Origin of the sequence: Pelagimonas varians (assembly GCF_003208435.1) — a bacterium.
Taxonomy (GTDB): Bacteria; Pseudomonadota; Alphaproteobacteria; order Rhodobacterales; family Rhodobacteraceae; genus Pelagimonas; species Pelagimonas varians.
Map to the genome: position 1 here is coordinate 1 of NZ_QKMF01000043.1, position 6,420 is coordinate 6,420.

At 56.8% G+C, this 6,420-nt stretch carries 6 protein-coding genes; all 6 read left to right on the top strand.

Annotated features, from left to right (window positions below; all coding sequences use genetic code 11):
* Positions 1-24: 24 nt before the first annotated feature.
* The 6 genes from C8N36_RS23760 (at position 25) to C8N36_RS23785 (ending at position 6,405) form a co-directional block, all read left to right on the top strand.
* Positions 25-1,293, top strand: coding sequence for an ABC transporter substrate-binding protein (locus tag C8N36_RS23760; RefSeq protein ID WP_110768071.1), 1,269 nt, complete (start codon positions 25-27; stop codon positions 1,291-1,293).
* Positions 1,294-1,447: 154 nt separating this feature from the next.
* Complete coding sequence (locus C8N36_RS23765; RefSeq protein WP_097807135.1) at positions 1,448-2,314, top strand: carbohydrate ABC transporter permease; 867 nt, start codon at positions 1,448-1,450, stop codon at positions 2,312-2,314.
* A gap of 15 nt (positions 2,315-2,329) precedes the next feature.
* Positions 2,330-3,160 carry a carbohydrate ABC transporter permease gene (locus C8N36_RS23770; RefSeq protein ID WP_097807136.1) on the top strand — a complete coding sequence of 277 codons (831 nt, stop codon included), beginning with the start codon at positions 2,330-2,332 and terminating at the stop codon, positions 3,158-3,160.
* Between the two features lies 1 nt (position 3,161).
* Positions 3,162-4,166 carry an ABC transporter ATP-binding protein gene (locus C8N36_RS23775; RefSeq protein WP_097807137.1) on the top strand — a complete coding sequence of 335 codons (1,005 nt, stop codon included), beginning with the start codon at positions 3,162-3,164 and terminating at the stop codon, positions 4,164-4,166.
* Positions 4,163-4,936: an L-iditol 2-dehydrogenase gene (locus C8N36_RS23780; RefSeq protein ID WP_097807138.1), complete on the top strand. Its 774-nt coding sequence runs from the start codon at positions 4,163-4,165 to the stop codon at positions 4,934-4,936. The genes C8N36_RS23775 and C8N36_RS23780 overlap by 4 nt, the downstream gene beginning before the upstream one ends.
* An 8-nt stretch (positions 4,937-4,944) precedes the next feature.
* Entirely contained in the window at positions 4,945-6,405 is a 1,461-nt protein-coding gene (locus tag C8N36_RS23785; protein WP_097807139.1) for a mannitol dehydrogenase family protein, read from the top strand.
* The last annotated feature ends 15 nt before the right edge of the window (positions 6,406-6,420 follow it).

A 6,420-nucleotide genomic window follows, 5' to 3' on the forward strand; every position in this document is an offset into this window, starting at 1 on the left:
ACACTACTAACGACAGTTGTTGGATTGGGATTGAGCGCGGGTATAGCATCTGCGGAGACGATCACGATTGCGACGGTTAACAACGGTGACATGATCCGTATGCAGGGTCTGACGTCTGCGTTTAATGAAGCACATCCTGATATTACGGTTGAGTGGGTAACGCTGGAAGAGAACGTTCTTCGCCAGAACGTGACCACCGATATTTCGACAGGTGGCGGCGCGTATGATGTTATGACCATCGGGACTTACGAGGTTCCAATCTGGGGCAACAACGGCTGGCTGGTCTCTTTGAACGACGGCATGGCCGACGATTGGGATGCGGCTGACTTGCTGCCAGCGATCTCTGGCGGCCTGACTGTTGACGGCGAGCTGTACGCGGCCCCGTTCTACGGTGAATCCTCGATGGTTATGTATCGCATGGACCTGATGGAAAAAGCCGGTCTGGAAATGCCGGACGCGCCAACATGGACCTTCATCCGTGAAGCTGCGGCTGCGATGACTGATCGCGACAACGAGATCAACGGCATCTGTGCCCGCGGCAAAGCCGGCTGGGGCGAGAACATGGCGTTCCTGACCGCGATGTCCAACTCGTTCGGCGCACGCTGGTTTGACGCAGACTGGAAAGCCCAGTTCGACAGCGAAGCCTGGGCGAACACCCTGAACTTCTACCTCGGCATGATGAACGAGTCCGGTCCGAACGGTGCGGCCAACAACGGCTTCAACGAAAACCTCACATTGTTCCAACAGGGCAAGTGCGGCATGTGGATCGATGCGACTGTTGCGGCGTCTTTTGTGACGGGTGCGGATTCAACTGTTGCGGATAAAGTCGGCTTTGCGCTGGCCCCCGACAACGGTCTTGGCCCACGCGGCAACTGGCTCTGGGCTTGGTCCTTGGCCATCCCGACATCTTCTGAAAAGCAAGACGCAGCCAAAGCGTTCGTAAGCTGGGCGACAAGCAAAGCCTACACCGAGCTGGTTGCGGGTAACGAAGGTTGGGCAAACGTTCCTCCGGGCACACGGACATCGCTGTACGAGAACGAAGAGTACCTTGCCGCAGCGCCTTTTGCTGCCATGACCCTGCAGAGCATCAATTCTGCGGATCCAATCAACCCGACAGTTGATCCGGTTCCCTACACAGGTGTTCAGTTTGTTGCGATCCCCGAGTTCGCAGGCATTGCCAACCAGGTTGGCCAGCAGTTCTCCTCGGCCCTTGCCGGTCAGCAGACAGCTGAGCAGGCCCTTGCTGCAGCTCAAGAGCTGACAGTCGAAGAAATGGAAGCAGCAGGCTACTAAGCCGCGCTTCGGTCAGGCGGCGCGACACGCGCTGCCTGACCCCTTATTCTACCTTCTCCAGAAAATTCGATGGTTGGTGCTTTCGTGAGTTCGCAAAGAATTCTCGTAAGTCTCAGTCCTATTTTTACCTCACCCCTGCGACAGGAGCTTTGATATGGCGACAGCACATTCAAAATCTGCAGCCCGCATCATGATCGCCCCGGCCGTTTTTGTCCTGCTGGTCTGGATGCTGATCCCGCTTTGCATGACATTATACTTTTCCTTTGCTGATTACCGTCCCATGCGCGGCGTGTTTGATGCCTGGATCGGCTTTGACAATTATATTCGTTTCTTTACGTCCAGCTCATTCCTGAGCTCTTTGATGACAACCCTTTGGATGGTTGGAAGCATCTTGCTGATCACCATCACCGGCGGTGTGGCGATGGCCTTGCTGCTTGATCAACCGATGTTCGGACAGGGCGTTGTGCGTATTTTGGTAATCGCACCGTTCTTTATCATGCCAACAGTGTCGGCGCTGGTCTGGAAGAACATGTTCTTTAACGTGGATAACGGATTGTTTTCCTACGCTTACAAGTTCTTTGGCCTGCAACCTTTTGACTTCCTCAGCCAAGCCCCGCTTTTTTCCATTGTGGTGATTGTGGCCTGGCAGTGGTTGCCTTTTGCGACGCTGATCTTGCTGACGGCGGTCCAGTCTTTGGACAGCGAACAGCTTGAGGCGGCTGAAATGGACGGCGCACCGGCTTTGTCGCGCTTCCGCTTCATCATCCTGCCGCACCTCAGCCGCGCGATCACGGTTGTGATCTTGATCCAGACCATCTTTTTACTGTCGATCTTCGCTGAAATCTTCGTCACCACGAACGGTGCCTTTGGCACACGCACACTGACCTATCTTGTGTACCAGCGTGTTCTCGAAAGCCAAAACGTCGGTCTTGGTTCCGCAGGCGGCATCGTCGCTGTCATTCTCGCCAATATCGTTGCGATCTTCTTGATGCGCATCGTTGGCAAGAACCTCGATAATTGAGGGAAGGAAAGTAATATGTCCCGCGCAATTACCCCCCAGAAAAAGATCATGTGGACGGCCTTCGCCTGGGCGTTCGGTCTGCTCATGTTCTTCCCGATCTTGTGGACCTTTCTGACGTCCTTCAAAACCGAGGCGGTGGCCATCGCTGATCCTCCGGTTTGGTTGTTCTTTGACTGGACGCTGGAAAACTACGCAGATGTGCAAGCCCGGTCCAACTATCCCAAGGCTTTGATGAACTCGATTGCGATTGCTGTCGGTTCGACCTTCTTGGGTATCTTGATCGCGGTTCCCGCCGCTTGGGCCATGGCCTTTGTACCGGGAAACCGTACCAAAGACGTGCTGCTTTGGATGCTCTCGACCAAGATGCTGCCAGCCGTTGGGGTTCTTTACCCGCTGGTTTTGCTGGCAAAATGGTTGGGTGTCATGGACAGCCGGATTTTGTTGATCGTGGTTTTGATGCTGATCAACCTGCCGATCATTGTCTGGATGCTGTATACATACTTCCGCGAAATTCCCGGCGAGATCCTGGAAGCGGCGCGTATGGACGGTGCCGGTCTGAAGGCAGAGATCTTGTATGTCCTGACGCCGATGGCTTTGCCTGGCATCGCCTCAACGGTCCTTCTCAATATCATTCTGGCTTGGAACGAAGCCTTCTGGACCATTCTTTTGACCACCGTGGACGCGGCGCCGCTGACGGCCTTTATCGCCAGCTTCTCTGCCCCTGAGGGTCTCTTTTATGCCAAACTTTCGGCCGCATCGATGCTGGCCGTCGCACCAATCCTGATCATGGGTTGGTTCTCACAGAAACAGCTCGTTCGGGGCCTCACATTCGGAGCGGTTAAATAATATGGGCAATATATCCCTCAACCAAGTCACCAAAAGCTTTGGCGACGTCCAAGTCATCCCGCCACTCGATCTTGAAATCAACGAAGGTGAATTTGTTGTCTTTGTTGGTCCATCGGGCTGCGGTAAATCCACCTTGCTGCGTTTGATCGCGGGTTTGGAAGACACCACATCAGGGGCCATCAGCATTGATGGCAATGATGCGACATCCCTGGCCCCTGCGAAACGGGGCCTTGCGATGGTGTTCCAGTCCTATGCGCTTTATCCGCATATGTCGGTGCGCAAGAACATCGCCTTTCCGATGAAAATGGCCGGCATCGACGAGACCGTTCAAAACGCCAAAATCGACGCGGCAGCCAAAGCCCTGAACCTGACAGATTATCTGGACCGCAAGCCGGGCCAGCTGTCGGGTGGCCAGCGCCAGCGTGTGGCCATTGGCCGTGCGATTGTGCGTGAACCGGCGGCCTTCTTGTTTGACGAACCTTTGTCGAACCTTGACGCCGCTTTGCGGGTTGGCATGCGCCTCGAGATCATGGAACTGCATGAAAAACTGCAAACAACCATGATTTACGTGACGCATGATCAGGTCGAAGCCATGACCATGGCCGACAAGATCGTTGTGCTGCAGGCCGGTGTGATCGAACAGGTTGGCTCTCCGCTTGAGCTGTACCATGCGCCGCGCAACAAGTTCGTTGCGGGCTTTATCGGATCGCCGAAAATGAACCTGATCGAAGGTCCGGAAGCCGCCAAATATGATGCGACCACCATTGGCATCCGTCCCGAACATCTGACGGTCTCAAACACCGAAGGCATGTGGAAGGGTATTGTTGGCGTTGCCGAACATCTGGGGTCCGACACCTTCATTCACGTGCATGAAACGGGTTTGATGGACATGATGACCGTGCGCATCACCGGTGATATCGCTGCCAAACATGGCGATACGATCTATCTGACGCCGGTTGCGGATCAGATGCACCGCTTCGACGCTGACGGGTTGCGCATCGCATGACCCGCCTCCTTGGTAAATCCGCACTGATCACCGGGGCGGCCCGCGGCATTGGTCGCGGGTTTGCCGAGGCCTATATTGCCGAAGGCGCGACCGTTGCGATTGCCGACATCAATCTGGAGGCGGCCGGGCAAACGGCGCGCGATCTGGGCGATGCGGCCTATGCGGTCCAGCTGGATGTCACCGACCAAACCAGCATCGACGCGGCTATCGCGTCGGTGGTGGCGCAGGCGGGCAAGCTGGATATCCTGATCAACAACGCAGCGCTGTTTGATGCGGCCACGACGGTCGGGATCACGCGGGCCAGCTATGACCGCCTCTATGCGGTCAATGTCGCGGGCACCTTGTTCACGATGCAGGCTGCGGCTGCGCAAATGATCGCGCAGGGCCACGGCGGCAAGATCATCAACATGGCGTCCCAGGCGGGGCGGCGCGGCGAAGCTTTGGTGGCGGTGTATTGTTCGACCAAGGCGGCGGTGATCTCGCTCACGCAGTCTGCGGGATTGGACCTGATCAAACACGGCATCAACGTCAACGCCATCGCCCCCGGTGTTGTGGACGGCGCGCATTGGGACCACGTCGATGCGATGTTCGCCAAGCTGGAAAACAAAGCCCCCGGGCAGAAAAAAGCCGAAGTCGCCGCCTCGGTGCCGGCAGGACGCTTTGCTGTGCCTGCGGATCTGGCGGGCATGGCTGTCTTTCTGGCCTGTCCGGATTCCGATTATATCTTGTCGCAGACGTATAACGTCGACGGCGGCCAATGGATGAGTTGAGAACCCCTATGCGACTATCTTTAGACACTCTGCCTCACCTGCCAAAAGACGTGCGTATCCCGTCTTATAGCCGCGCTGATCTGCGCGCTGGTATGGTCCATATCGGCCTTGGAAACTTCCACCGGGCCCATCAGGCCTGGTATGTGCACCGCCTGATGGATCAGGGGCTGGCGCTCGATTGGGCAATCTGCGGCGCAGGTGTGCGCCCGGCGGATGCCGCGCAGCGCGACAAGATGCTGGAACAGGACTGCCTGACCACTTTGATTGAACTGGATCCCGCAGGGAAATCGGCCGAAGTCATCGGATCGATGGTCGATTTTACCCCGGTTGAACCGGAAAACGGCGCTTTGATTGCCAAGATGGCCGAGAGCGCGATCAAGATCGTCGCCATGACGGTGACAGAGGGCGGATATTACCAGAACGCACAGGGCGATCTGGATGTTGCGCATGCCGATATCGTGCATGATGTGGCCCGGCCCGACACGCCCAAAACCGCCTTTGGCGCGATCATCGCCGCGCTAAAGCTGCGCCGTGACAGTGGCGCGGGCCCCTTTACCTGCCTGAGCTGCGACAACCTGCAAGGCAACGGTGATATCTTGCACCAGACGGTGGTTGGTCTGGCGCGCCTCAGCGACCCCGATCTGGCCAGCTGGATCGATACGAATGTCACCTTCCCCAATTCCATGGTGGATTGCATTGCCGCCGCAACCGGCCCGAACGAGCTGGAGCTGGTGCGCTCTTTCGGCATCGATGACGCGGTGCCGGTCACACATGAAAACTTTCGCCAATGGGTGATCGAAGACAAGTTTTGCGCCGGTCGCCCCGATTGGGACAAGGTCGGTGCAACCTTCACCGACGATGTCCATGCCTTTGAGGCGATGAAGCTGCGCCTGCTCAACGCCGGCCACCAGATCATCGCAACCCCCGGTGAATTGCTCTCGGTTGAGACAATCTCGGGCACAATGGCACATCCCCTGATCAAGGGCCTGCTGCACAAGATCGCAGTCGAAGAGATCGTGCCGCATGTGGCCGCGGTTCCTGGAATGACGCCGCTGGCCTATCTCGATCTGATCGAAACCCGCTTTGCCAACCCCGAAATCCGCGACACCATCCGCCGCGTCGCCTTTGACGGCTCATCGCGCCACGCCGGATTCCTACACCCGATTTTGCGGGATGCTCTGGCGGCAGGCACCCCCATCAACGGTCTCGCGCTGATCGAAGCCCTCTGGGCCCGCATGTGCGCCGGAACCCGCGAAGATGGCACCACAATAGACCCCAACGACCCCCATTGGGACACCCTGACCGCACAAGCCATCATCGCCAAAAACACCCCGATATCATGGATCCAACAAAAACAATTCTACGGAAACCTCAGCCAAAACAAACGCTTCGCTGACGCCTTCCAAAACGCCCTAAATTCCGTCTGGGAAAAAGGCGCAACCAGCACAATACAAAACTATATCGAATGAGTTCTGAACAACGAT